The organism is Paenarthrobacter sp. NPDC089988, assembly GCF_044748465.1.
In the GTDB taxonomy this organism is placed as follows: Bacteria; Actinomycetota; Actinomycetes; order Actinomycetales; family Micrococcaceae; genus Arthrobacter.
In genome coordinates this window covers 179,735-205,060 of sequence record NZ_JBIVGD010000007.1, presented here as the reverse complement: position 1 = coordinate 205,060, position 25,326 = coordinate 179,735, and the positions used below count along the sequence as shown (strand labels likewise).

Below are 25,326 nucleotides of genomic sequence, written 5' to 3'. Positions count from 1 at the left end.
CATGCTCACACGCGTGACAACACGCCGCCCAAGCTATCTCAAGTGGGGCCACACATAACCGTCACCCTGGGGCCAAAAACGCTTGACATCTTCAGCGTTCCGGTGTCGATAGCTCACTGGCCCAATCCTGCATGAGTTCGCAGGCTGCCATGTACGTGGACACGGGGTAGCTGGCGGACGGCGGCTTGAATCTCTTGTCGTCGGTTTCTGCATGGAGCGTCGCGAGCACCCGTGCATCAACGATCACGCTTGGGTGATCCACTTTGCCGGCACCTGCGAAGTACAGGAACTTTGTGAAGAAGTTCGGTCCCCAGTGCTTCAATGCGGTGTGGCTGGGCTTGAGGAGAAGGAACGCTGCCTTGGAATCAGAGACGGCTAGGCACGCCGCGTCGCGTAATAACTGCCCTGACCGAGTGGTGTCAGCGGCCACGGACTTGATGCGTCCGGGAGTGTTCCGGTGATTGGACCCGGTACCCCAGGCCAATGCGTGCCAGAACAGGCCGAGCGCTGCTGTTCCGGAATCGTCCCTCCGTGCAGCCGCGGCGAGTTGAAACAAACCCCGGCGGCTGATCAAGCCAACTTCCTTACCACCGTCTTCGCTGACAAGCGGAGCTCCTGGAAGGTGGCCTACCAAGGCATTCCATTTGCCGATGTTAAGACGGAAACCGTGGCTGTGGATAGCGTCTTGGCGCGGATACTCAGCAACCCATGCGGCCAGCGCGTCGGGTCGTCTTGTCATCGTTGTCCCTTCTTTCCGGTACGCGGCGGGGTCGATGAGCGTCGTGTCCTCGAGTTTGCACTAGAAGCTGGGTACACCGAGAACGTCGTACAGGAAGTTTTCAGCTACGACAGGAATTCCATACTGGCGGGCCTTCGCTGCCTTTCCTGACAGGCTGTCGGGATCCGCAGCGATCACAAGGTCAGTCTTCTTCGTGGCTCGTTCAGCGACGACGTAGCCCATCTCGGTGAGGAAGCTGGACAGCTCACTTCGCTCCCGGGTCATGGCCCCGGTCAAAACAAGTGTTGAACCAAGAGTGATCTTGCCGGTAACCGGCCCGGAATCAACAGGTGCCGTGGGCGGGTTCGTCAGTGCGTGCGCGACAACGGATGCATCTACGTCCAACAGCTTGGCGGCTTGATAGAGCTCGGCTTCCTCATCGGGTGTAATGATGCCGTCGGCCCACGCAGCGACAGCGAGTTGCTCGACGTAGTAGGCGTGAAGTTTCCGGCAGCGGTCCTGACTGATGCCGAGCTCATCAGCCAAGCGAACCAGGGCCCGTGTTTCGTGGACCGATAGGTGCAAATCCAACATGGCTTGACCGAGGAGAGCCAGGTACTGGTCATGCTCTTCCGGTCCGGTGTACTCGGGCATATGTACCGTTATGCGTGAGAGGAAGTGCTTCTCGACCGTACCCAGCGCTTGGCGTTTGTGGGGAACGAAAGCCGTTGGGCCGGGATTGCTGGATGGCCACGACATCGAGGATGCGATGTCCAAGGCTTGGGACCACTCCGGCCGGTCGGGGTCGAGGTCAATGTACCGGCTGAGAAGCCAGGCCGCTGCCTCTGCGTCATCTCCGGCCGAGTGCGCACGGTAGTTTTCGATGCTGAAGAACTCACAGCAGTGCGCCAACGACCTTGCGTTGCCGATGACGTAGTCATGGGCAAGGCGCATCGTGCACAACCCTTGAAGGAACCCGTCAGGGATTACGACACCAGCCCTGGCCAACTCATAGCCGAGGAAGTCGGCATCAAACCGCAGATTGTGCGCAACCATGATGCAGCCCTGAAGAACCTCCGTCAGCGCCGGGGCTACTTCCGAGAAAGTCGGCGCATCGAGTATTTCGGCGGCGCTGATTCGATGGATTCGTTGGGGACCCAGGTCTCTCTGTGGATTGACCAAAGTTTCCCAACGATCGACGATCCTACCGCTGGCGTCTACGCGCACCACGGCGATCTCAGCAACACGGTCATGCATCGTCGTGAAGAGCCCAGTCGTTTCGACATCGACGACGGCGAACATCGGCTCAGACATGTTCCACCGGCGCCGGTGCCTGCGAAGGCCACGGGCGCGCGACCGGGCCTCCGGCTTCCTTGAAATACGAGCGCGACTTCTTCAGCCGATCGCTTTCGATCTCCTGCCAGTAATTGAGGAGTTGAATACACCCGTTAGCAACACGGAGCGCCTCAACGTTGACCGGATCCTCACAAGCCGGACTGCTTTCCCACACGCTCTGGAGCGGGGGAGCGGGCCAGTCAATGTCCTGAAGCGGGGCCCGGCGTTGAAACTCGGGGAGCGGAAGGCCCGCCGCTTTGGCTTCCTTACGAGCGGCTGCCATGTTGGCGTTGTACTCGCGGCGGCTATCGTTCTCAGCCCAAAAGAGCCCTTGCAGGTAGCCGGTCCACGACGCGCAATCAGCAAGGAATTCCTCAGGCAAAAAAGCCGTGGCCTCCAGCACAACTCTTTCTTGACAGTGCTTCTGCGCCCTTGAGGTCAGGAAGATCGGCCGGTTGTATGTAAGACTCCGGAAGACCCGCTCATCAAAGCCATCGGTGACGACCGCATTCGTTGATCCTGCCCGTCCCGAACCCGTAAGAGATGCGGTCGAAACCTGCCATACAGCCCAGCGGCCATCGTGGACATCCAGGACCGCGATCCCGTGAACATCAGCGCCGATTACCGGCATATTTACCCCCATGAGTAGACGACGATCCAAATCATATGCGTGCTCACGGACAAAAAATTGATCCCACGATTCGACACGCTAGTCATTCGTACAGTAGCGAGCTTCTACCAAATAGCGGACAGCTTTTCACGAAAATGTCATTCATGAGGGCCGCTGCCTACGAGGGACGAGTCGAAATTGCGATCTGCTTGAGGATGCATTGGCCGCAGTCCCGAACAGTGCGCCAGCAGTGACAAAAGGGACCAGAACTCGGACTTATTGACGACGGTTTGTCCCAAGTCAGGCTCTCTGACAATGGTGATTTCCTCTCGATGCGATTGATAGAGTCGGGCCCATACAGGGGTTAAGACCCCGCTTCGGGTGAGGGGAAACAAATGGGGTTTGGGTCTTGGATCAGAGGCATCCTTGGTGAGACACGGGGTGTGCAGCACACGGATCCCGAGCAAGGAGTCGCCGATCAGCCCATCACGACATTGGCGACATCGTCGTATTACCAACAGTGCCTGGAAGTGGCGGGCACAACCACCTTTGCGAAGGACGCCGTTGCCGCCCTGGCTGACCGACAGGAATTCGGTAAGCGCGGCTATTACGAGGGGCAGGCCCAACTGCAGCGGGAACCGGAGAACCTCGTTGATGCAACGGCGGTGGCCGTCCTCGTGGTCGGTGAGAAGGTGGGCTGTCTCCCTTCCTACGTAGCCCGAGAACTGCCCCTTACTGTCGGAGTGAGTGAACCAGTTCTGTACCAGCTTCACGTATTGCGAGGCGAGAAGCTCTTGGCCAAGGCATTCGTTTGGCTAGGTGACAGAGAACCGCAGTGGACCTACTCGCATGACAATCCACCAGCGCTCTCGTCCGCGGAGCGAAGCAACAGTTCACATGTGGCTATGTCGACGATGGTCCGAGAGGCTGTAGCGGGTGGGGGTGAAAGGGCTCGACAGTTCAAACGTGGAATGGTTGACGGCGTTCACTACCTTGAATTGGTCGAGCCTATCAAGCAGCTTAAGCGTGAAGGCCGGCATGAAGAAGCACTCGTGCTGTGCTACAAAGCCATTCAAGCTGCCGAACAAGATGCCGGCGGCCGAGAACCCGCGCCTTGGTACACCGAGCAGGCAGCCATAGTCCATAGAAAGCTGGGGGAGAAGGACAAAGAGATCGAGGTCTTGAGGCGCTGGTTGGCGCGGTGCCCAGGCGGCCGACGCGCCGGAAGTAAGATCGCCGAGCGTCTCGCGAAGCTTGAGCAGAAATGAAGGCAAGCGGACCCGAAAGGTTGTCCGGCCCTGAGCCGGGTACCAGTGGTATGTTCGCCGTGCGGATGAGTAACCGGACACCCCCGCGAAAGCACTTTGGGGAGACTCTTCGCGCCAGCAAATATGGCCACCGACTGGTACGAGACGAGTACGCCCTTGTGAACAAGCGGAGATCAACTCGCCTAGCTCGGGAGCTATATACAGACGCCGCCTGGAAGATGAAGATCATCCCGAACGGAATACAGCTGCAGGCAACCGTCCATCCAACCGCCTGGTAATTGGACCGCCACTTTGCTTCGACCGGGCCGTCGCAGTGGAGGCCTGCCGCGGACCCGGGCGTCAGAATCTCGATCCCACTGCCTTTATGCTCCATGCCGATCATCGGCGAAGGTGCAACGGGCCCTAGGTGAGACACGCGGTCGAGCGTTCAGTAGTCGTTCGAACGATCTGCCGCTTTAAAAGCCGCCATGATTGCCGCGTAGTCTTTTGTAGTTTGGGCACGAGCGTCCAGGAAAGCTTCAAGTCTTACCGCAACGCTTTGCTTACCGTGAACGGCCTCGGCCCATTGAAGCAAAGTCTCATCCGAGATGCCTTCCCGCAGGGACATTCTGGCTTCACTCAGGTCTAGGCCGAACGCTATCGCGCGTACGGCTTGCTCAGCTTCGCGGAGACGCTCAGACAAGTTGGACTTTGGCACGGCTTCCGGACGCATCGCAATGACGACCGTTTTTATTTCGTCTTGTAGAAGTTTCTCTCTTTGGATCAGCCTGGTTGCGTTCCGTTCCAGCCGAACGAGTGAGGACAGGGTGTCGTCCTTCAACAATCGATTCCAGTCATGAATTGGATGATCTTTGACCTGAGCGGATATCACCTGAAATTTGTCATGGTCTAACCATCGATCAGTACCAACCTTTGGTTGGGTTTCAAAGGACGATCGTAGCGACGATTGAAGACGGTCCCAGTCCCGCTGCGCCTCGTTCGCTTGTTCGCGCTTTGACCGCCTTTTCTGTACCAAGTCGAGAGCAAAGCCTATGGCGGTGCCAGTTATGAGCGCGACAAGGACATCTGGAATGAATTGCGACCAGTTCGGAGGCCATATGCACAGTGTTGACGTGTCACAGAAGATCGAGGGCGCGTCAATCACCACTCGTATGCTCCGTCTGACGGGGCAGCGGAACTGCCGCAGGGGTGGGGTGGCGATACTCGCGGTAGTACCATCCAAGGGCTGCACTCACCCAACCCGCTCCAGCAAAGACCTTGTACTCAGCAGCTATGTTTACCCGGCGCCCCAGCCGGGCTCTCGACGCAAGTATCAGGCCGCTAACAAACTTGCCTATCCCAACCAGGACCATTGTGGGACGTGACAGACCATCAAATTGCTGGTTTAGACGTGCAATCATCTGTCCGTTCCTAAACTCCCGTTGCGTTATCCAGTCTTTCCTGGTGCGTTCTTCAGGAACCTGTGTGGACACCACTGCACGCTCCGCCCATATGCAGCGACCGCCCCTCTTTTGAAGACGTAGAAAAAGCTCAAGGTCTTCTCCACCCGTGAGGCCGTAGGCTTCGTTGAACCACAACGGGTCGGAGCCTTCAAACCAACTTGCCCGGACTAGGGTGTTGTTCGTGGCTACATATTTGACGGTACTGCCGTCCGGCCGTTGGAGCTTCTGGAAGTATTTATGGTCTGCAGGTGCGCTTGTGAGGTTGTACTCAACGGGTCCCGACACCACATCTGCATCATGCTGGACCATCTTGCGGACTAATTCACCAATCCATGTGGTGGCTGCCGTTTCGTCGTCATCGACAAACGCCACTGCATCCGGGTCGTACTCCATCGCTTTGCGTATCCCGGCATTTCGTGCTGCTGAGATGCCACGCCGAGGTTCGAGGACATAGTCGGCCTCCGGGGCGACATTCGTCGTTACATTGCGCGCGGAAGAAGATCCATCGTTGTCCACTACGACGATTCTGAAGATGTGGTCTGATTCCTGCTTTTGCAGCGAAATGAGTAGGGCTGCCAGGCCTTCAGGTCTCTTGTAGGTGGCGATCGCCACCACCACCCTGAATGACGCTAGGGGGAGATCCATCGGAGCGCTCATTTTACTCATTTCTCACGTTGGACTCATACTAGAGCGTCGGACGGAAGTCCGGAGCAAGGTTTGAGTGTGCGTCGGGCAAAGCTATTAGGGTTCTTAGGCAGGAACAAATTAATGTGCGACGAAACGAATCCAGACTCCCAAGTCGACCCGTCTCTGCCCCGAATAGCAATCGTCGCAGGAGAGTGGCATTCGGCGATTTCGGAAGGCTTGCTGGCGGGAGCGCAAGCTGCCCTGGAGGACGAGTCGTGCCGGTACCGCATCTTTTCTGTCGCCAGCTCGTTCGATCTTCCTCTCATAGCTCAGAGTGTGCTCGAGAGGAACTGGGATGCGGCAGTTGTTCTAGGCGTAATCATTAGGGGCAAGAGCGCACATTTTGAGCGACTCTGTCAGGTGGTTACAAACGGTTTAGGAGACGTAACTCTAAAGATTGGTAAGCCCATAGGCTTCGGCATCCTCATGGTGGATACGGAAGAACAAGGCCTTGACAGGGCGGGTCTTCCCCAGTCGAAGGAAGATCGGGGAAGAGAGGCTGCTGAATGGGCCTTACATACGACCCGACTGCTCCAGGAAATTCGTAACGATACCTAGGATTCCGCTCTGCGATCGCGGACGTAGTCTCCATCCTTGATGGTTACAACTTCCGGTTCGGCCGTCTTAGGTCCACTGCCCGAGGATCGCTGAGGGATCGACCATTCTGGGAGATCTCCCGGGTACCCTGCAGCCAAAGAGGTTCAAAGGCCCACCAATGAACTCCCTTGCACTCAAGAATAAATGAGTAAATGACTAGCTTCTCTAAACTGTCCACCGACCGCCCCAGACAATCGGCGGCCCCCAGAGGCCAAATTGATGGAAGGCCTGAAGGACGAGGTTCCCGCCGATCGGCTTCAGCGAGTGAACCTGGAGTGGCGCATGAAGCCCAAAATCCTCGCCTCCACGGAAACCAAAGTTCTAAAGAAATTCTTACCGCATACATCGACTCATTCCCCGATGAATAGAGCCGCATAATGAAGGTGGGACAAACCAAAGGGGACATGGATGCTTAGGCAAGACCGGCTGCGCTGGTCTTCCCGGCGCCCAAAGCCGAGCGGACGGGCTATGCAGCAGCGCCGGCTGGCATCGGACCGCGAAACCAAGACCGCACGTATCAAAACCTGGGTGCAGGTGTTTCTTGCGGTGTTCTTGGTGTTCGTAACGTGGCTGCTGTTTCCGGGTCCGCTTGAATCGGGTCCTGGCGCACCCCGCAATTTTCGCTCCGTGGAGCAAAGCAGCGTGGCAGCGATCTACACAAGTCCATACGGGGGGACAGGATTTTCAAGCAACCTCTCATGGAATTGGGAGATTAGCGGCGGTCGGTCAGAGGCTACGCTTTCTGCGCGCATTCAATCCTCGGAGGCCAGAGGCAGCCTGGTTCTGGGCGGGCCCATAACCAAATTGGTCACCGGTTGCGTCGTGAACGGGACCCAGCAGGAGGCAGCAATCGGGCTATCGGACGCGATGGGATTTGCCCCACCTCACAATGCAACCTTCTGGTTCGGAGGGCGTAGCGATGGCAGCATCGCTCATTTCGATTTTCCGGCCCCCGGGGTGAGCGGTGAAACAGTGATCGTGTGCACCGTTCGGGACTTCGGATCAGATCAACCCCCCGTGCACCGACTCTATACGCCGACTCTCCTGTCCTACTCCGAGGGGATGGAGCGCGCTTCCACGGAAGACCTGGAGAAAAACCCTGTTTGTGTGGAAGTTTTAACTAGCTCGCGTACTCGCGCTGAGAGTGAGTGTGCCGAGAACTTTACTCAAGTTCCTCTGTTGTTTCAGAGTGAGCAGCTGATAACTGTGCCCGAGGAGCAGTGGTATCGCGATGCTCTCTTGCTCGCACTGGGCGCGGCTGCGGGCGCGGCCGTTGCCTCTGTCTTGGAACTCGCAACGCGAGTCATGACGTCTCTTGTCCGTGGCAGTGCGCGCGTCTTACGGAGGATGTCGCGGAAATGGAAACTCAAGTGAGCTCTAACCATCAAGCGGTGGGGATTAGCGTCGACCCCTGATGTTTGCCTTGAGGACTTGGCCTTGCTGTAAGTCACGCTCCCGCAATTGTTGAACGCCTTCCCAAGGCTCCTTCACACGGCCCAGCTTCTCATCTGCGACAAACTCGGGGTATATTCCGTGTCTTTCGAGGTGGCCATAGTGAACTTCCCATGTGTTTCCCGGTGAAGGCACAAGCTTTCCAAAAGGGAGTCCAGTGCTAATCCACTCCACCATAAGGTCCCGGTCGTAGAGGCCGGAGCGTGTACAGATGTCGCCATAGACCATTACTCCCGGAACGCCACAGGGCGAACCCTTTGGAGGGCCGGCAGCAGCTGCCATCCTTGCCCGTGCGTCGATTTCTTGATCTACCAGGCGGGTGAAGTCAGCACGACTTATGAGCAGCAATCCGAGAACACTAATAACGCGTCTAATCCCGCTGGCCATGGGTCCCCAAAACTTCCGACGCCAACGGGGGGAAAACAAGGAGAGCAGAAGGGCGAAGGTTGTTACTGCTGCGACCCAGATCGCCCAGTTGCGGGTTACAAAAATGACCTGCTCCAGCAGGGTCAGCGACTTCCACCAACCGCCATCGGCAAACAGACGGCTTTGCTCAACAAGAGGTGTCAGCAAACCTAGCGGAGCCAACACAGGAAGACCAAGAAACCCGAGGTACACCCTGATGTGTGCTTTTAGACCAGGTTCGTCCTGGGAAGCCTTCGATGACACAAATAAAGCCTATATCGTTCAGTGCGGCAGACATGACGAGGCCACCTCACCAGTGTGCCTGCCCGTTCTTCTCCAACCGGTCAAAGAGCTAGCGTGCTGCGAAGGCCACAGGCCGACAAGTTGGCAACAGGTGGGTCTGCACGGGAGGAGGCTGCGACCCGATTGACTCCATCTCGTACCTGCGTGCTGCGGAAACAGCCAGCGCGCTTCCGCGATCCCCTTCGATTAGGAACTGTTTGGTGGCGTGACTCTTCAGTTTGTCCACAATCTTGGCAATTCTTGCCAAACGTCGAGCATCGTCCAATGACTCTGCAGCAGCGACCTGGTCCATGACTTCTTGAAACGCAGAACCTTCCATCCGGCGGATTGAGCCAGCACAACAAAGCCGGCAGCACCGCATGTTGGAGGCTGGCCGTAGCGGTGACCGTCCTGGTCAGTCGTTCACCTTCTGCTTATCGGCCGTTGTAAGTCGAGCCGTTCGAAGATCTCTCAACCTTGTGGAGCGTTTTCACGGCCTTTTCCTGGGCTCTGAGTTCATGCTTGCGGCGAAAACGGTAGTCAATAATCCAAAGCGGCAGGGGAAGATCCTGGCTGATCCGGTTCTGAGCGATGGCGTGTCTGGCTTTCCACCGTGTACTGACTTTCCACCAGGGGATATAGATCCTGGCGTGCTTCTGCGCGTATCTCCATCTGGACCAGCGAACATCCACCGCCCACCATTCCGGCGCGAGGCCAAATGATCGCCGCTCCGCATGCGTGGTCCACCTGTAGTGCCACCGTGCCAGAAGTGCCCATGAAGGCAGGTCGGCCAAGTCAAGGGCATGGGGAATGCGCCACGGCCGATTGAACGGCTTCACGACTACAAGAACTCCCGTGGGCTTCCGATTCCAACGAGTCCCGCGACTGTCCGTGAAGACCACGTCTAGCCTTGGATATTCGAAAGCAATACGATTACTTTCAATGCCAACGCAGTCCGTCTCGTCTGATGCATCCGGCAGTAGATACTCTGCTGCACCCCTGACATCAGCGCCAATCAACGATATCGGCCGGAAAGCGTACTTTACGTTGTAGATGACTTCCGGAGAGGTATTCTTCACAGAGCCTTTGGGGTACTCCTTATCTACCTTTGCGGCATCACCCAGAGCAGACCCAGGTGAGACCCATGCTCTTACGCCCCTGACATCGCCTCGGCGACGCTCAACGTATTCATGGCGGAAAACCGCCAGGGCCGCAACTAATGCGCCCACGGTTCCCACAGCCGCGAACAGTTGTGCCCACATCTCCACGAAGTGCATGTCCGACTCGGGCATGTCAGTGAGCTTGGTGATCAGCCCCACCGTCACGCTCAATTGCCATCCACCCGGGAGTCCCAGCGCTTTCGTGCCCCTTGGCGAGTGATCCCGAAGGCTCTGCCGATCTTGTCCCAGGAGAGGCCGTCGGCGCGGGCTGCGGCTACGGCCTCATCGAGTTGGCTCTCGATCGTCTTGAGTTTCTCGCCCAGGGTGCTGATGGTGTGGGCGTGCAGGTCCGGGGCGACGTGGCGGTGCCACACGTCCAGGAATAGTGGTTCGAGATCTTCCCGGTCGCTTATGTCAGCGGCGTCGGCGCTGGTCGGCGGTCCAGCGTAGATACGACCCGCGGCAGCGTCCTCGTCCGCCGGCTCCCAGACCCGTGTCCACAACCGGTCCAAGATAACGTGCTTCTTGAACGGCTCACAGCTGCAGGCGACCCTCCAGCCGACCACCTGCGACGGCGGCCGCCACGCCTTGCGGGTCGGATCCTCTTCATGCCCGACAGGTCGACCGTCAGGTGTCATCAGGTCTATTTCCATCCACCGGCCGCCGGAGCCGTACATGCCGTCGGCGAAGACGCAGGCGACGTAGCCTTCGTGGTCGCTGCCCTCGGTGAACCAGCCCATCGTGCTTCCCTTCATCGGCTTCCGGTTGGTACTGTGAACAGTATGCCGATAGCAACTATGGTTCACAATAGAGTGTTGTTAGGCAACCTTACTTGACGTAAACATGACTATCGGCACTTGAGTTATACGAGTAGAAGTAGATGAGATACCTCCTCGCTGCCTTAAAGCGATTTCTTCATCTTGAATTGGCTGCTGTCGTCGACCCCACTTAGCCTTTCGCGGATATGAAGAAACCCGCCACACGACACCACGGTGCCTGTCGCGATGGCAAAGCAAATGTGCCACAAGCTGTGGCACATTTGCGCGCGCGTCTGAAGACTGGCCGGTCACGGCTGCACATAGGACACTTCCAAAGGCTTAGTGACCTACGGATGTAGTTGTCCAGACTGTGTCTGGACAATTGGATCAGGGCTGTCAGTGGTCCCCGTTAGGGTTAAAGGCATGACGGACTCGCGTGACTTGGACCTGTCCTTTGGCTATCCGGACCTTCTCGAAGATCTGAAAGCAACAGTCAAGGCAGCCCGGACCAAGGCACTACGGGTGATTAACACCCAGCTCATCGAACTCTACTGGGCTATCGGTCAAGGGGTTCGGCAGCAGCAGGAACAGCAGGGCTGGGGGAGCGGGGTCATCAAACGACTCTCGGAGGACCTGCGCCAGGAGTTCCCTGACATGAAGGGGCTCTCACCCCGAAACATCCAATACATGACAACTTTCGCGGCTATGTGGCCCGACGGGGCAATTGCGCAGCAGGCTGCTGCGCAATTGCCGTGGGGACACATCATGGTCCTGCTCGACAAGAAACTCGAGCCGCAACTCACCGACGCCTACGCCGCAGCGGCCGTGGAGTACGGTTGGTCACGCAACGTCCTGCTGAACATGATCATGAATAAGACCCTGGAGCGTACAGGGAACGCCCCATCGAACTTTGCGCAGCAGCTTGCTGCGCAATCCTCCGAACTGGCCCAGCAGGTAGCCAAGGACCCCTACAACTTCGAATTCCTCGGGCTGTCGGGGGAAGTCGCCGAACGGGACCTGGAAGACGCTCTGACCAGCCGCATCACCGAGACTCTCCGGGAGCTCGGTCCCGGGTTCTCGTTCGTAGGCCGACAGGTGCACTTTGATGTCGACGGCGACGACTACTTCGTGGACCTCCTGTTCTTCCATGTGGATCAGAACCGTTACGTGGTTATCGAACTCAAGACCGGTAAGTTCCAGCCCGAGTACGCCGGCAAGCTCAACTTTTACGTAGCCCTGGTCGATGACATGCTCCGCCGCGAGCACCACAACGAAACCATCGGCATCCTGATTTGCGGTACCAAAAACGACCGCAGCGTCCGGTACAGCCTCGGCCGTTCCACCTCACCGATGGCCGTCGCCGCCTACACCTACGACAAGCTCCCCGCCGACGAGAAACTCGCCCTGCCCAACGAAGGACACGTCGTCGCTGCCCTCGAATGGGCCGAACCGCAGGCAAACGAGCCGGACGAGGAATAACCCGGTGATTACTGTCTCCGGTCAGGAACGACAACCTGTCGCTCTCGCCTCAGACTCCACCGTAACGCCCGTCGCTGAACGGGTTACCGGGATACCGGAACGTGCAACGGTACTCTGGGGAGATGGCCGACGGGGAAGCTACTGCGCAGACAACCACGCCGAAGAGCACGACCAAACCGAAGAACAAAGGCGCTTGGAAGCGGAAAAGCTTCGCCAAGCGGCAACGGGACGCCCGTGCGTGGCTTGAACGTCTCGTCCCACCCGAACGGATCACCGACGCCCGCGTGAACCAGCTGGCAGACTTCGTCGACAGGTACCGGCCCGGGTCCAAGTTCCAGATCATCGCCGATGCGATGGTCAAGAACAACGAAGTCCCCACCATGAAGAACGTCGCCGCCCGGTATGAATCCCGTAAAAACGCCTACCTGCGCCGCAACGCACCTAGCGCACCCGTGAACCTCACACCGGCCATCGTCGACCAGCTCACCACCCTGATCCGTGCCTCCTGGGAACGTCGGGGCCACGGACCCACCTGGACAGAGATCCGCACCGTCATGGGATGGGACCGCGGCCAAACCAAGCAGGCCCTCACGCAACTCCGCACCGACGGGCTCATCTCCTTCACCAACGACAGCGGTTCCCTCATCCTCACCGGCAAAGCCGCGAACCGCGGGGCGGCAGACAAGAAATCGGCCTGACACCGTTATCTATCGGTCTCAGAATCAGGATGAGCCGCCTGAACGGTTGAGTCTCACCGCTGTTCCGAGACGGCTGCCGAAGCCAACTCCTAAGGCCACCACCGAGTGAGCGAGTACGCGTCCACGGGATGTTCAGCGAGTACCCACCCTGTGAGTCCCTGTGAGTCTTGTGAGTCTCGAAAAAATTAGTTCACTGTTTACCAAACGCAGATAGGCGATTTCTGCCTTCGGCTTCAAGGCGTTTGCGTTTTGGGTAGCGCAGGGACACTCTTCTGCTCCTGGGTTTGAGAGAGACGAAGGTACTGGTAGACGGTTTCCCGGCTGATTCCGTATTCCTTGGCAAGGACCGATTTCGGCACCCCAAGGGCAGCAAGGCCAACTAGTTCTGCCGCCTTATCCAGAGTCAGGGACTTCTTACGTCCACGGTACGCCCCGCGCTGTTTGGCCAAAGCGATGCCTTCGCGCTGCCGTTCCCTGATCAGCGACCGCTCAAACTCAGCGAAAGCACCCATTACCGAGAGCATGAGGTTGGCCATGGGGGAGTCCTCACCGGTGAATACCAATCCCTCTTTGACGAACTCGACCCGAACGCCTTTCCGCGTGAGCGTTTGGACGAGGGATCGAAGGTCGTCCAGGTTTCTGGCCAGCCTGTCCATGCTGTGCACGAGGACGGTGTCGCCATCGCGCGCGAAGCGGAGCAACTCGGTAAGCTCGGGCCGGTTCGCGTCCCTCCCTGAGGCCTTATCCGTGAAGACACGGTCAAGAATTTCACCCTCGAGCTGACGCCGTTCGTTTTGGTCGAGAGTGCTGACCCGCACATACCCGATTCTCTGACCAGCCATAAGCGCCTCCAACCCCGGCATGTCAGGTTGAACTCTAAGAATCCCACCAGAGTATGTCCAAGAAAAGGCCATCGGACTCTAACCTGACGTGATTTCAGCCGCGCGCCTGACGTCAGGTTGGGGTGTACTTCAACCGAAGGAATGCGACCGTTGGCAGTCTGCTGCAGACCAAACTGAAAGCTGCCGGGCGTTGGATGGCAATGGCGCCAGACTGGAGCTCAGAGCTCTGCACAGCCAAGCGTTAGGGCCTTAGTGACTCCTGCAATTGCTGGAGTGCGTATCGGATGAGGAGCTCGGAACGATTGATCTCCCTTACATTCATGCCAGTGAACTCTTTCACTGCACGGCGCATGTTTTGCACGTTGGTGAATCCGGATGATGCTGCTATTTCTTCATAGGTGATTCTTCGGACGGCGTCGGACGTGAGGAGGAGTTCGAGAGCTTTGCGTGTTCTCAAGGCGCGAATCCGCTCTCCTAGATGGAGTTCTTCATTTTCGAAGAAGTAGAACAGCGATCGACGGGAAAGGTTGAACCTTTCGGCGATCATTGCCACATTCAAATTCGGGTTGCCATAACTGTCATCAATGTACTTCTTTACGGCTCTCCCGAGCGCTGGTTTCTGCGCCTCTTCGTCGATCGGCGCCCCGAGAAGGGAACCCACTAGGGTTGCCATCACGGATCGGAGGATGTCGGCCGTACCTGAAACTTCTTTTTGGATGCCCGGCCGCTTCCAACTCATAAGCGCAGGAATCACGAAGGTGCCGACAATTGGATGCTTTGCGAGGTCAGGTGATCGAAGCAGGGATCGCATCGCAGCCTCGCTGATTTCCAAGCTGCTACGGTCGACGTTGAGTTGCAATGCGTGAAAGCCTTTGGGGGCATCGAAGCTTCCGCCCACCGAGGCATCGATAAACCTGACGGAACCCGGTGATACTGGGTCATGCACGCCGTTTAGAGCGAGGGTTAAGGCCCGAGCTTCGCGAAAGTAGACCAGGCGCAGATCGGCGCTGTCGGGATTTGGTGCCCATGAGCCCAATGCGGGGCCGTTCAACATTTCTATGAGGCTGAACCCTGGCCCGGCAAGATTAATTGCTGAAGGGTTGAAGGAAACAGGAGTCTGCCGTGCTGATTTTTCCAAACGCATCGGCGTTTCGACGGCAGCGCCGTACCAATCTCGCCAATGTTCGAATCGTTGTTCGGGGTTGAGCCCCTCCGGCACGGCATACCGCACCAGGCGGCCGCTATTGCCGTCAGCAGGTGGGGGCATGCCATCCTCCTTCGCCATGTGAACCTAATGGCTTTACGGGAACGGCCACGTCTTGGGAAAAGTTGCGTGGTTTCATCGACTGCTCGGGGAATCTCGTCAGGACACCATCTTATCCAGCACGCCTTTGCTGTCCGCTGAGTTGAGATGTGGCTGCGAGATCATTTACTCGGTGCGGGTCAAGGGCATATTCGACGGCAAGAATGCTGGCCCCTACGACTCCAGCTTCGGGCCCGGTTTCGGACTGGGTGATAGTGAGGTGCTGGGTCGCCAACGGTGTCGAGCGTGCATAGATCGTTTCACGGATGCCGGCCATCAGATGTTCTCCTGACCGTGCAAGCGATCCGCCGACGACAATCAACGAGGGGTTGATGAAACTCACACACATGTTCAGCATTTCTCCGATGTCCCGACCCGCCTGCCGAACTGCTTGAATTGCAGCCAATTCACCGGAACGGACCAGCGAGACAACATCGTCTCCGGTAGATGCGTTCAGTCCGTTGTCTCGGAGCTGCGCGGCGATGGCAGGAGCGCCGGCGATAGCTTCTAGACAGGCCGTCTTGCCGCAGCGGCACTGAATTCCTACCGCGTTGGAGACGGCTATATGACCAACGTCTCCAGCGACTCCTGCCGCTCCCCGCTGTAAGGTTCCGCCACTGATAACCCCGGAGCCGATACCGGTGGCGACTTTGAGGAAGATCATGTTGTCCTCGTTGCGCCAGCATGTAGCCCGCTCACCGATCGCCATGATGTTGACATCATTGTCCACGAGTATGGGAACCTCGAAGGTCCGCTGGAGGTAGGCCGGGACATCGAATCCGTCCCATCCAGGCATAATCGGCGGGCTGGTCGGCTTTCCGGTGGAGTGTTCAACGGGACCGGGAAGCCCAATGCCGATTGCCACGATGTCCGATGCTGGCCGGTTCATCGCTTTTAGATGACTTTCCAGCGTAATCGCTAGCCAGTCAAGAACAATTTCTGGTCCGCGGGAAATCTCAAGTGATTCTGTTGTTTCGATCAGAATCCCTCCCGACAGGTCGGTGAGCGCCACGGTTACGTGCGTGGCCCCGACGTCAGCGGCGGCGGCCACCCTCGCACTGGGGTTGAAAGCCAAACGCGCCGAGGGTCGGCCGCCTGTGGACGCCGCATCGGACACAGGTACAACTAGGCCGAGTTCCAGGAGTGGTTCAAGTCGAGAACTGATGGCCCCTCGACCCAAGCCTGTTACCGCAGCCAAGTCTGCCCTTGTTCGCGGGCGCCCGTCCCGCAGGATACGCAATAATTCGCCGGGGCCGTCGTTATCCATATCTCTCCGTTCGGGGTGTCAAAATATCTGGCTGGTGAGCTTGAGCGCTGAGGCGTCCAACTCACAGACCTAGGGGGCCCTCTGTCCACTCAGTGTCAAGTTCGCGCTCCACCCCGTCCAGTCGCCGGCGCCAATAGCATCAAAAAGTGCAGCTTCCGCCTGCGTCCCGGCGGCTTAAACGTCAAAAGATGCAGACTTTTGCTCGGAGACTGACATAAGCGGCGTGCTGAGTGTCACTCTTTCGGCATGGAAATCCACGGCGTCACGGTAGGCCTTCGACTACGAAGCCGGTCAGGCGATGTCGAATTCAGGTTGAGATTCACAGCAGAGCGTCGGACAGCCACAGCGGGTATACCGGCAGATCGTGGCAGTCAGTAACGCCGGTGCAGCGAGTAATCGTTCGGACGGCGTCGGCGCGACCACCCAGAGGCGTCGAACGCGACAAGGCCGCTCTAACTGGCGGCCTTTCGTAGACCATCCGAGGGCCAGCGAGCTGATGCTCTACCTCCATTGGCAAGCAGCACAGTGAAATGAGAAAGCAGTTCCTATGAGAGACACGATGACAGCAGTGCGACTGCATGCGCCGGGAGACCTTCGACTTGACGAAGTCCCTGTGCCCGAGCCTCGCTCGGGTGAAGTTCTGGTCAAAGTCTGGCGAAGCGGTATCTGCGGTACGGACTTGCACATCGCCAAAGGCACATTCCCGGCACCCAACCTGCCACTGACCCTGGGGCACGAATTTTCTGGAACTATTGTCGGCCTCGGTTCGAACGCCGGCGCTCTGGCCCTGAATGACAACGTCGTCGTCGACATCAACATCGCCTGCGGCCATTGTTTTTTCTGCCGGCGAGGCCAGAAGCTTTTCTGCCGGGAGGTATCGCAACTCGGAGTCCATTCCCCTGGCGGACTCGCCGAATACGTCGCCGTACCTGTATCAAACGTCTACGTTCTGCCGCAATCGCTGAGCCTCGACGCGGCGGCGTACGTGGAACCACTTGCCTGCGCGATTCATGGTCAGGACCGGATCGGGATCAAGTCCGGTGAGCGCGTCCTCATCATCGGGGGTGGCCCGATGGGCCTCGCTCACATTGCCTTGGCCAAACTCGGCGGTGCGAGCAACGTGATCGTTTCAGAACCGGATCCGGACCGTCGCGCGGTTGCCGAACGACTCGGTGCCGACAACGTTCTCAGCCCTTTCGACAGCGGCTTCGCAGAGGAGATCTCCTTCATGACCGACGGGGCGGGACCCGACGTGGTCATCGAGGCCGTCGGCTCCGTTCCTACCTATGAAGCGGCGATTTCCCTCGTACGCCGCGGTGGGCGTCTGCTTGCCTACGGAGCGGCGCCTCAAACGGCCTCCATGTCTCTGCGGCCGTTCGATATCTATTCCAAGGAGCTCACCATCGTCGGCTCGTACGCGGGCACCTATGACACCTGGCCCCGGGCCATAGAGCTGCTCGCGTCAGGACGGTTCGACCCGGCCCTGATTGTTGACTCCGTCCGGCCGCTTAGCGAAGCGATCGAAGCCATCCGCGGCCTGGAGACGGACAAATCGATTGTCAAAGTCCACATCCAAATGATTCCTTCCACCTCCTAACGCTCGAAACAACCGTCCTATTTCGATGAAGAAAGAGACCAAAATGAAAGCTAGCCAGAAACGGACCGCGAAGCTGCGGATCGGGGCGCTCGGCATAATTACCGCTGCGGCGGTAGCTTTGAGCGGCTGCGCTGCCGGCGCACCCCAGAACGACTCAGGCAAGAAGACGCTGAATGCCATTTTCCTCCCTGCCGACTGGGGCAAGGTCGTCCAGGAGAAGCTCGCCCCCGAGTATGAGAAGGAAACGGGGGTGAAGGTGAATGTCGAACTCGTGGGCCGGGATGCGATCCACGAAAAGATGGCCACCCTCTTCGCCGGGCAGGACTCCAGCTACGACATCTTCAACGTTGACTACAACTGGATTCCGGAATTCGGTAAGGGCGGCCACTTGGTTCCCCTGGACAACGCCATCCAGGACAAGGAGGACTTTCTGCCCTTGAGCCTCAAGGTCGCCACCTGGGATAACAAGCTCCTGGGAATTCCGCAGACTGTCCACCCGGCGACGCTCTGGTACAACAGCGCACTTTATGGCGATCAGACGATAAAGGACCAGTACCAGGCCGAGACCGGGCATGCGCTTGCTGTACCGAAGACGATGGACGAGTGGCTGACCCAGGTTAAGTTCTTCAACGGCAAGACTTTCAAAGGTCAGAAGCTTTCGGGATGGGCCGCCCAGGCCGCCAAGGGCTTTGGCAACGTGCACACGTGGCTGAGCTTCGCTTATTCATTCGGCTGCAATCCGTTTAACGCCGACTTCACCAAATCGACTTTGACGACGCCTGAGTGCATCGGGGCAACCGAGCGGTGGTCCGAAATGATGAAGTACATGCCCGCGGGAGCCAACGACTTCACATACGACAGCGTTACCACAGCGGCCCAGCAGGGCTCGATCGCCACGGCCATCCAGTGGTCCTGGGGCCAGACCGCCACCGACAACCCCTCCGCCTCCAAGACCGTCGGTGACTGGCAGATGACGACGATCCCGACGGGCCCGACCGGGCTCAGTTCGGCGCATCTAGCAGAATGGGTGATCTCGGTGTCCAAGTACTCCAAGAACACCGAGGAGGCCACGAAGTTCACGGTTTGGCTCGAGTCGAAGAAGAACGACGTCTTGCAAGCAATCAATGGCGGAGGGGACCCCGTGCGTGCCTCCAGCTACTCTGATCCGACCTTGACTGAGCAAAAGCTTGAGGGCAACGGAGCCGACCGCTTCCGGCGTCTGCCCACGACTCTGGAGGCTATGAAGACGGCAAAGCCCAGGCCGTTCTTCCCCGGCGAAGAAAGCTGGGAAACGGCCCTGAGCACCGAACTCAGCGCGATTTCGCTGGGCCAGCGCGGTGTACAAGAGGGTCTGTCCCGCGCTAACAACGCCATAGACAAGAACCTTTCGCTGTAATGACCACATCAATCACAGAGTCTCGGGTGCCACGGAAAGCCGCTCGGCCTTCCGGGGCCCCCGGGGGGCGCCGCGCCAAGAAACTCGGACGCTACTGCGCAATGTCTCCCGGCCTGCTGTTTTTGGCCGCGCTCTCCCTTTACCCCACGCTCTACTCACTCGTCGTCTCCTTCACGCGGTGGAACCTGTCGAGCGGTGAAGTGGCCCGTTTCGTCGGCGTTGACAACTTTGTCGGTCTGCTGACCGACGGGCTGTTCTGGAACTCGGTACGCGTAACCCTGGTGTTCGTGTTCTTCTCGGTGCTGTTAGAGCTTGCTCTTAGCTTTGGGTTGGCTCTTCTCTTTTTCCGCGGCTTTCCTGGGGATAAATGGCTCCGGGCCTTGATCATGATGCCTATGCTCTGCGCGCCGGTGGTCGTGGGCCTGCTGGCCCGCTTCAGCCTTGAACCCACGTATGGGATCGTCAATCAACTTATTCGGAGCATCGGTCTTCCAACCACGGAATTCCTCGGAAATGTCGACTTGGCGTTGCCAACTCTGATAGCCATCGACGTTTGGCAGTGGACGCCGTTCCTGTTCCTCATATTGCTCGCCGCGATGCAGGGCCTCCCTGAGGAGGTCATCGAGGCATCCAAGATCGACGGCGCTTCGTGGCCCCGCATTATCTGGCACCAGTTTCTTCCGCTGTTGCGCTACCCGATCCTTGTCGGCGTGCTCCTGCGGCTCATCGATTCATTCCGTGTCTACGACATCGTCTACATGACGACCCGTGGGGGACCGGTCGATGCAACTTCGACCATGTCCTGGCAGATCTACAACGTGGGGTTCCGCGCTTTCAATATCTCGTACGCCGCCGCGTTCTCGTGGTTGCTGCTCCTGCTCGTTCTACTGGCCGCCAATTCGCTCATGCGGCGAATGGTCGCACGCTCTTGAAGGGTTCCGTCATGTCCGTAGCGCATCGTCGCAGCATCAACTGGAACGTGGGAGTGCGTGCTGCCGTGGCCGTCATCTGCACGTTTCTCTTCATCGCCCCCGTCCTCTGGATGGTCACGACCGCCTTCAAAACCGGAAACCAGGCGTTCTCCGGAGAAATCCAGTGGTTCTTTACACCCACCCTTGGAAACTTCGCTCAAGTACTCGGCGGTACCAGGCTCACCTACGCCTTAATTAACAGCCTGCAGGTATCAGTGATTTCCTCCGTTGTGGCGATCCTGCTCGCCTCCGGCATCGCGTACCCCCTGGCCCGACACGAATTCAGGGGCCGAGACCAGATCGCGGGAACGATCCTGTCCCTGCGCATCGTGCCTCCCATCGTGACCATCATCCCGTTGTTCCTGGTCATGCGGACCATCGGCCTGAACGGTTCGCTGCTCTCCATCATCATTCTTCACGTATTCATGAATCTGCCACTGGCTGTCTGGCTGCTGCGCGGCTTCTACGAAGATGTTCCGAAGGAGATCGAGGAAGCGGGGGCTATCGACGGACTGGGCAACACGGGGATCTTTTTCCGGATGGTCCTTCCGCTGGCCATGCCAGGCGTCGCCTCAACCGCATTGCTGTGCTTCGTTTTCTCCTGGAACGAGTTTCTCTTCGCCAGCGTCCTGTCCAACGCCGGAAGCCAAACCGTCACAGTGGCCCTGACCCAGTACGTGACGCCCGTGGGGACGGAGTGGACCTTGATCATGGCGGCGGGAACCGTAGTGGCGGTGCCGGTATGGCTGGCAGCCCTGGCCGCCCAGAAATACCTCGTCCGTGGCCTATCCCTCGGCGCGGTCAAATAACGCGCCCTCCAAATCCCAGCTGAAAGGCAGTGCACTCATGTTCCGTTACACATACAACACTCTCGTTTACGGCGGCGAATCCATCGAGACCGGCATTGAGCGTATCGCCAAAGCCGGCTACAACGGCGTCGAACTGGTCGGCGAACCAGAACAACAGGACGAAGCAGCACTCCGCTCCGCCCTGAACCAGCATCAGGTGTCCGCCTCGTCCGTCGTCAGCATCTACACCCCGGAGCGCGACGTCGTAAGCTCGTCCCCGGACATACGCACCAACGCTATCAAATACGTCAGGGGAAACATCGATTACGCGGCAAGGCTGGGCGCGGAAGTCGTAACGTTCACTCCCACGGCATGCATGAAGATCGTGCCGGAAGCAGATATCAAACAGGAATGGGCCTGGGCCGTTGACGCAGCAGCGGAACTAGCGGCATACGCCGGGGAGAACGGCGTGCGCCTGGCATTGGAACCGTGGAACCGCTACGAAACGTACCTCATCAACAGGACCGAACAGGCGCTGCAGTTCCTGGACGAAGTCGACAGTCCGCATATCGGTTACATGGTCGACACCTTCCATATGTCGATCGAGGAACGCGACATCGCAGAGTCCATCCGCAAAGCAGGAAGCCGTTTGGCACATGTCCACCTCGCCGACAGCAACCGGGCCGCCCCAGGATACGGCCATCTGGACTTCGAACCCATCATCCAGGCTATCCTCGACGTCGACTACAAAGGCTGGATCTCCTACGAGCTGCTGCCCGCAGCCGGAGACGTCTGGGGTGTGCTGAGCGGTGCCGGAGCACCCGAGTTCAAAGACGAATACACAGCAGCGGCAATTCAGCACACGCGGGCGATTGAACGCCGGCTGGGAGGCCTGTAAATGCGGTCCAATCCCATCGGGCTCAGCACCTTCATCCTCGCCTCACCCTTCTCCCTCGACGAGGCGTGGGCCTTCGACCGCGTATCAGAACTCGGCTACGACGTCATCGAAGTGTGTATCGAAGATCCGCAAAGAATCACATCAGAGTGGCTTGTCCAACAATCCGAGAGGACAGGTATCAACGTCGGAATCTGCGGCGCATTTGGTCCGGACCGCGACGTATCCGATCCCGATTCCGACCGACGTGAGAGCGGTATCGCCTACCTTCGCGGATGTGTTGACATAGCAGCAGCAGTTGGTTCCCCGCATGTTGCCGGGCCCATGTTCTCGGCGACGGGGCGGGCGGAACTCTTGGAGCCTGGTGAGCGCCAGGCCAGGTGGCAAAACGCCGTGGAAAGCCTGCGCGTGGTAGCCGATTACGCCGCCGACCGCGGGGTACGTCTCGCTATCGAGCCGCTCAATCGCTTTGAAACGGACATGGTCAACACCGTCGAGCAGGGGCTGACCCTGTGTGATGACATTGGCAGGGAAAACGTGGGACTTCTTGTCGACACATTCCACATGAACATCGAAGAAAAAGACATCGCGGACGCAGTCCGTAAGGCGGGATCGCGGATCTTCCACGTTCAGGTCTCAGAAAATGACAGGGGTACCCCCGGATCGGGCCATGTCCCCTGGGACCCCTTTTTTCATTCACTGCAGGACATCCACTATTCCGGCCAGATTGTGGTCGAATCATTCCTGCCCACCGTGAAGGAGATCGCCCGAGCCGTCTCCCTGTGGCGTCCCGTGGCGCCATCCATGGCAAGTCTCTCGGAAGACGGTTTGGCTTTTGTGAAAAGCATGCTAAGCGAATGATCCCAGGGATAACAACATCGCCGGCGGGAGCATCGTCAGCTCAAGCGGTCGAGTAATCGGTCAATAGCATCACCCAGATCCCGTCAGCGTTGCACCCAATGTCTCGCGAACCCGCATCAGAAAGGACAGCACGATGTCCCACCTAAGCAACCCGCTCACGACCCTGGGGGTGGCCGCGGTTGGTTATGCCTTCATGGGGAAGGCCCATTCCAACGCGTGGCGGAATGTGGCCAGTTTCTTCGACGTCCCGGCCTTTGAGCAGAAAGTGCTCGTGGGCCGGGACGCCACCCAGGTCGCAGAAGCGGCCGCCAAGTACGGCTGGGCCGAATCAGCCACCGACTGGCGGGACGTGATCCACCGGGACGACATCGACATCATCGATATCTGCGCCCCCGGTTGGATGCACGCAGAAATCGCCATCGCAGCACTCGAGGCCGGCAAACACGTCCTGGTCGAAAAACCCCTCGCCAACACCCTCGCCGAGGCCGAACTCATGACCGCCGCCGCCGCCAAGGCCCGCGCCCGGGGTGTGCAGTCCATGATCGGCTTCAACTACCGCCGCGTCCCAGCCCTCGCCTTGGCCCGCGAATTGATCGCGGAAGGCCGGCTCGGCACCATCCGCCACATCCGCGCAGCCTACCTCCAGGACTGGCTCTCCGACGCCGAGTCCCCCATGACCTGGCGCCTCCGCAAGGAAACCGCCGGCTCCGGAGCCCTGGGCGACATCGCCTCCCACGCCATCGACCAGATCCTCTACCTCCTCGGCGACGCCGTCACCGAAGTCACCGGCCGCCTGCACACCTTCGTGGACCAGCGCCCCGGACCTGACGGGCCCGAGGATGTCACGGTCGACGACGCCGCTTGGGCCACGCTGACCCTCACCTCCGGAGCCATCGCCTCAGTGGAAGTCTCGCGCGTCGCCACCGGACAAAAGAACTCCCTGAAACTCGAAATCTATGGCGACAAAGGCACCATCCTGTTCGACCTCGAATCGTTGAATGAACTCGGGTTCCTGGACGCCACCGTCCCGGTCCGGGAGCAAGGCTTCCGCCGGATCCTGGTCAACGAACCCGAACACCCCTACCTCGAAGCCTGGTGGCCACAAGGACACATCATCGGCTGGGAACACACCTTCACCCACCAGGTCCGCGACTTCCTGACCGCTATCGCAGCCGGTGAGGCGCCCTCGCCGTCGTTCGAAGACGGACTCCAAATCCAGCGCGTCCTGGCCGCCGTCGAAGAGTCCGCCGCCGCCAAAAGCTCACTGATCCAACTGTCCAACACCACCGAAGGAGCCTGACATGCCCCGCCCGTACACCCTGTTCACCGGCCAGTGGGCCGACCTCCCCCTCGAGGAAGTCGCGCGTCTTGCCTCAGGCTGGGGCTACGACGGCCTGGAAATCGCCGTCTCCGGAGACCACCTGGACGCCTGGCGCTGGGACGAACCCGGCTACGTCGAATCCAAACTCGAACTCCTGGACAAGTACAACCTCAAAGTCTGGGCCATCTCCAACCACCTCAAAGGCCAAGCCGTCTGCGATGACCCCATCGACTTCCGCCACGAAGCAATCGTCGGCTCCAAAATCTGGGGCGACGGGAACCCCGAAGGCGTCCGGCAACGCGCCGCCGAAGAAATGAAACACACCGCCCGCCTCGCCCGCGCCCTAGGGGTGGACACCGTCGTCGGGTTCACCGGCTCCTCCATCTGGCAGTACGTGGCCATGTTCCCGCCCGTCCCCGAAAAAGTCATCGATGCCGGCTACCAGGACTTCGCCGACCGCTGGAACCCCATCCTGGACGTCTTCGACGAACAAGGCGTGAAGTTCGCCCACGAAGTCCACCCCTCCGAGATCGCCTACGACTACTGGACCACCGTCCGCACCCTCGAAGCGATCGGCCACCGCGAAGCGTTCGGCCTGAACTGGGACCCCTCCCACATGATGTGGCAAGGCATCGACCCCGTGTCCTTCATCTGGGACTTCAAAGACCGGATCTACCACGTGGACTGCAAAGACACCAAGGTCCGCCAAACCGGCCGCAACACGGTAATGGGCTCCCACCTGGCCTGGGGCGACCCCCGCCGCGGCTGGGACTTCGTCTCCGCCGGCCGCGGTGACGTGCCCTGGGAAGCGTCCTTCCGCGCCCTCACCGCCATCGGCTACAACGGACCCATCAGCATCGAATGGGAAGACGCAGGCATGGACCGCCTCCACGGCGCCCCCGAAGCCCTCGCCGCTCTCAAGAAGTTCGACTTCCCCGCCTCGCAAACCTCCTTCGACGCCGCCTTCAACACTAAGGACTAAGGACGCGGGTGTGCCTTTGGACGCTTAAAGGCGATGCGCCCGAACCCGACCATGCCATGGGGACAGGACAACGCGAACACCCGCTTCTCGGCCTTGACATTGGAGCCACCGAAAGCATGGGAGGCCCCGTAGACCAGGGCGAAGGCAAGTACCTTTGGGAACCGGCCTGCGGACCGCCTGCGCGGTAGGGATAGTCGTTGCGGCCTTGAATT

General features: G+C 59.0%; 23 protein-coding genes. 12 read left to right on the top strand and 11 right to left on the bottom strand.

The features are described from left to right. Positions 1-91: 91 nt before the first annotated feature. The 3 genes from ACIPV6_RS10990 to ACIPV6_RS10980 are packed head-to-tail and all read right to left on the bottom strand — an operon-like array spanning position 92 to position 2,684. Positions 92-739, bottom strand: coding sequence for a hypothetical protein (locus ACIPV6_RS10990; RefSeq protein WP_400270913.1), 648 nt, complete (start codon positions 737-739; stop codon positions 92-94). 60 nt (positions 740-799) lie between these two features. Then, positions 800-2,032 (bottom strand): exonuclease domain-containing protein, encoded by a 1,233-nt coding sequence (locus ACIPV6_RS10985; protein WP_400270912.1) that lies wholly within the window; start codon positions 2,030-2,032, stop codon positions 800-802. After that, positions 2,025-2,684: a hypothetical protein gene (locus ACIPV6_RS10980; protein WP_400270911.1), complete on the bottom strand. Its 660-nt coding sequence runs from the start codon at positions 2,682-2,684 to the stop codon at positions 2,025-2,027. The genes ACIPV6_RS10985 and ACIPV6_RS10980 overlap by 8 nt, the downstream gene beginning before the upstream one ends. A 422-nt stretch (positions 2,685-3,106) precedes the next feature. Between ACIPV6_RS10980 and ACIPV6_RS10975 the strand changes: the two genes are divergently transcribed. Continuing rightward, positions 3,107-3,931: a hypothetical protein gene (locus ACIPV6_RS10975; protein ID WP_400270910.1), complete on the top strand. Its 825-nt coding sequence runs from the start codon at positions 3,107-3,109 to the stop codon at positions 3,929-3,931. Between the two features lie 427 nt (positions 3,932-4,358). On the opposite strand, the gene ACIPV6_RS10970 is transcribed toward ACIPV6_RS10975, so the two are convergent. Both ACIPV6_RS10970 and ACIPV6_RS10965 read right to left on the bottom strand, forming a co-directional pair. After that, entirely contained in the window at positions 4,359-5,078 is a 720-nt protein-coding gene (locus tag ACIPV6_RS10970) for a hypothetical protein (RefSeq protein ID WP_400270909.1), read from the bottom strand. Further along, positions 5,068-6,018 carry a glycosyltransferase gene (locus ACIPV6_RS10965; RefSeq protein ID WP_400270908.1) on the bottom strand — a complete coding sequence of 317 codons (951 nt, stop codon included), beginning with the start codon at positions 6,016-6,018 and terminating at the stop codon, positions 5,068-5,070. The genes ACIPV6_RS10970 and ACIPV6_RS10965 overlap by 11 nt, the downstream gene beginning before the upstream one ends. Before the next feature lie 123 nt (positions 6,019-6,141). Here ACIPV6_RS10965 and ribH point away from each other — a divergent pair, with 123 nt between their 5' ends. Further along, on the top strand, positions 6,142-6,618 hold the full coding sequence (ribH, locus tag ACIPV6_RS10960; protein ID WP_400270907.1) for a 6,7-dimethyl-8-ribityllumazine synthase: 477 nt from the start codon (positions 6,142-6,144) through the stop codon (positions 6,616-6,618). Positions 6,619-8,055: 1,437 nt separating this feature from the next. Here the strand turns inward: ribH and ACIPV6_RS10955 are convergent. From ACIPV6_RS10955 to ACIPV6_RS10945, 3 genes are all read right to left on the bottom strand, one after another. After that, the gene (locus tag ACIPV6_RS10955) at positions 8,056-8,778 is read right to left on the bottom strand and encodes a hypothetical protein (protein WP_400270906.1); all 723 of its coding nucleotides are present in this window, start codon (positions 8,776-8,778) and stop codon (positions 8,056-8,058) included. Between the two features lie 452 nt (positions 8,779-9,230). After that, entirely contained in the window at positions 9,231-10,127 is an 897-nt protein-coding gene (locus ACIPV6_RS10950) for a hypothetical protein (protein ID WP_400270905.1), read from the bottom strand. Then, positions 10,124-10,711 (bottom strand): hypothetical protein, encoded by a 588-nt coding sequence (locus ACIPV6_RS10945; protein ID WP_400270904.1) that lies wholly within the window; start codon positions 10,709-10,711, stop codon positions 10,124-10,126. The genes ACIPV6_RS10950 and ACIPV6_RS10945 overlap by 4 nt, the downstream gene beginning before the upstream one ends. Before the next feature lie 426 nt (positions 10,712-11,137). On the opposite strand from ACIPV6_RS10945, the gene ACIPV6_RS10940 reads away from it, so the two are divergent. Continuing rightward, positions 11,138-12,193, top strand: coding sequence for a YhcG family protein (locus tag ACIPV6_RS10940; RefSeq protein ID WP_400270903.1), 1,056 nt, complete (start codon positions 11,138-11,140; stop codon positions 12,191-12,193). Positions 12,194-12,315: 122 nt separating this feature from the next. Next, on the top strand, positions 12,316-12,891 hold the full coding sequence (locus ACIPV6_RS10935; RefSeq protein WP_400270902.1) for a hypothetical protein: 576 nt from the start codon (positions 12,316-12,318) through the stop codon (positions 12,889-12,891). A 233-nt stretch (positions 12,892-13,124) separates the two neighbouring features. Here ACIPV6_RS10935 and ACIPV6_RS10930 read toward each other — a convergent pair whose 3' ends face one another. The 3 genes from ACIPV6_RS10930 to ACIPV6_RS10920 form a co-directional block, all read right to left on the bottom strand. Beyond that, positions 13,125-13,733 (bottom strand): recombinase family protein, encoded by a 609-nt coding sequence (locus tag ACIPV6_RS10930; RefSeq protein ID WP_400270901.1) that lies wholly within the window; start codon positions 13,731-13,733, stop codon positions 13,125-13,127. A gap of 241 nt (positions 13,734-13,974) precedes the next feature. Further along, positions 13,975-15,000 (bottom strand): helix-turn-helix domain-containing protein, encoded by a 1,026-nt coding sequence (locus ACIPV6_RS10925; RefSeq protein WP_400270900.1) that lies wholly within the window; start codon positions 14,998-15,000, stop codon positions 13,975-13,977. Positions 15,001-15,109: 109 nt separating this feature from the next. Next, positions 15,110-16,303 carry an ROK family protein gene (locus tag ACIPV6_RS10920; protein ID WP_400270899.1) on the bottom strand — a complete coding sequence of 398 codons (1,194 nt, stop codon included), beginning with the start codon at positions 16,301-16,303 and terminating at the stop codon, positions 15,110-15,112. 559 nt (positions 16,304-16,862) lie between these two features. On the opposite strand from ACIPV6_RS10920, the gene ACIPV6_RS10915 reads away from it, so the two are divergent. From ACIPV6_RS10915 to ACIPV6_RS10880, 8 genes are all read left to right on the top strand, one after another. Further along, positions 16,863-17,900: a zinc-binding dehydrogenase gene (locus ACIPV6_RS10915; protein WP_400270898.1), complete on the top strand. Its 1,038-nt coding sequence runs from the start codon at positions 16,863-16,865 to the stop codon at positions 17,898-17,900. A gap of 43 nt (positions 17,901-17,943) precedes the next feature. Then, entirely contained in the window at positions 17,944-19,296 is a 1,353-nt protein-coding gene (locus ACIPV6_RS10910) for an ABC transporter substrate-binding protein (RefSeq protein ID WP_400270897.1), read from the top strand. Between the two features lie 101 nt (positions 19,297-19,397). Then, positions 19,398-20,228 (top strand): carbohydrate ABC transporter permease, encoded by an 831-nt coding sequence (locus ACIPV6_RS10905; protein WP_400270896.1) that lies wholly within the window; start codon positions 19,398-19,400, stop codon positions 20,226-20,228. Between the two features lie 11 nt (positions 20,229-20,239). Next, positions 20,240-21,076, top strand: a complete 837-nt coding sequence (locus tag ACIPV6_RS10900; RefSeq protein ID WP_400270895.1) for a carbohydrate ABC transporter permease — start codon at positions 20,240-20,242, stop codon at positions 21,074-21,076. 37 nt (positions 21,077-21,113) lie between these two features. Then, entirely contained in the window at positions 21,114-21,953 is an 840-nt protein-coding gene (locus ACIPV6_RS10895) for a TIM barrel protein (protein ID WP_400270894.1), read from the top strand. Then, the gene (locus ACIPV6_RS10890) at positions 21,954-22,811 is read left to right on the top strand and encodes a sugar phosphate isomerase/epimerase family protein (protein ID WP_400270893.1); all 858 of its coding nucleotides are present in this window, start codon (positions 21,954-21,956) and stop codon (positions 22,809-22,811) included. 133 nt (positions 22,812-22,944) lie between these two features. Next, positions 22,945-24,111, top strand: a complete 1,167-nt coding sequence (locus ACIPV6_RS10885; RefSeq protein WP_400270892.1) for a Gfo/Idh/MocA family protein — start codon at positions 22,945-22,947, stop codon at positions 24,109-24,111. A gap of 1 nt (position 24,112) precedes the next feature. Next, the gene (locus ACIPV6_RS10880) at positions 24,113-25,114 is read left to right on the top strand and encodes a sugar phosphate isomerase/epimerase family protein (RefSeq protein WP_400270891.1); all 1,002 of its coding nucleotides are present in this window, start codon (positions 24,113-24,115) and stop codon (positions 25,112-25,114) included. Positions 25,115-25,326: the final 212 nt, after the last annotated feature.